General features: G+C 67.9%; 1 protein-coding gene. It reads left to right on the top strand.

The features are described from left to right. The first annotated feature begins 68 nt into the window (after positions 1–68). Positions 69–1271, top strand: coding sequence for an RHS repeat protein (locus tag C569_RS0129485; protein ID WP_018789281.1), 1203 nt, complete (start codon positions 69–71; stop codon positions 1269–1271). The last annotated feature ends 191 nt before the right edge of the window (positions 1272–1462 follow it).

The following is a 1462-nucleotide window of genomic DNA, read 5'->3' as shown; positions in this document are numbered from 1 at the left end:
ACTGCTCGGGGTACTTCGATGAACGTGCCACCAGGACATCCTTCCCCAGACCGCTGTCTGGGCTCAGGGTGTCCGGTCCGCAGGGGGAACTTCAGCTCACCAGCGGCGCCACGAGTTGGCAGGTCAGCTACGGCTACGACGTGGCGGGTAACCGGACGAGCGTCACCCGTCAGGGCGGCCCGTCCAGCGCCTACACCTATGACCGGGCCGGCTCGCCGACCCGGGTGGCGCACACGTCTGGCAGCACGACGCTGGTCAGTCAGGACGTCACCCGAAATCTGGCCGGCGCACCGGACACGGTGACCACCACTCGGGGCGGGAGCACGTCCCGGGCGATCTACTCGTACGACGACGTCGGCCAGGTCACCCGGGTGTGCCGGCCGGCCGCAGGGACGACCTGCGCCGCGACCGATCCGCAGACCAGCTACGGGTACGACCACAACGGCAACCGCATGAGCAAGGTCACGACGCAGTCCGGTAGCACCAGCACCACCAGCTACGCCTACGACGACGATGACCGGCCGACCGGCCGGACCGTCAACGGGGCAACCACGACCCTGACGTACAACGCCAACGGCGCGCTGGCGACCGAGACCGGGCCAGCCGGCACCACGACCTACGGATACGGGCTCGACGCCAACCTGCGCCGTGTCCAACCGCCGACCGGGCCCGCCGTCGGTTACGACTATGACGAGGACGGCAACCGGATCGGCCGAACCGTCAACGCCTCCACCGACGCCACCTGGACGGTCTACACCCTCGGCTTGCCCACCCGGGTGGAGGAGAAGAACGGCTCGGGCACGCTGACCCACAAGTGGTGGGAAGAGCCACAGGGGCAACTGGGCAGCGCCTTCGCCGACACCGTCGCGGCCACTCCGGCCTGGCTGCTGGACGACTACCAGGGCTCGGTGACGGACCTGGCCAGCGCCACCGCCTTGACCGGTAGCGCCACCATCGACCCGTTCGGTGAGGTGGTGACCAGCAGCGGCACGTACGCCAACAACCCGCTGCGGTTCCACGGACAGTATCTCGACCAGAAGAACGGGCTCTACGACGTCCGAGCCCGCGACTACGACGCGGGCAGTGGCCGGTTCACCACTCCGGACCCGGTGCCGCAGGCGCTGGGGACCTCGTTCACCCAGACCTACCACTACGGGTACAACCAGCCGACGGTAGTTAGAGGTCGCGCAGATTGGTCAAGGTCATGGTCGGCGGGTGGGGCGGGAGTCCCATCGGTAGAGGGTCCATGCCTGTCGGATGAGGCTGCGTAGGGTGATGATGGTGTCGGCGAGGTCGGAGTAGGCGTCGATGACTGTCTCGTTGCGTTCGTAGCAGCGTTGGAGCCGGTTGAAGGCGTTGTGCCAGGCGGGTTGGGTCGGCCACGCGGCGAGGTGCCAGCGTGAGCTGGCCCTTTTCCGTGTGGCCTCCCGCCGAACCGGACTTGATGGTTTCCCGATCATCC

The organism is Micromonospora sp. CNB394 (assembly GCF_000374985.1).
GTDB classification, from domain to species: domain Bacteria; phylum Actinomycetota; class Actinomycetes; order Mycobacteriales; family Micromonosporaceae; genus Micromonospora; species Micromonospora marina.
This window is presented reverse-complemented; position numbering and strand designations above follow the sequence as displayed.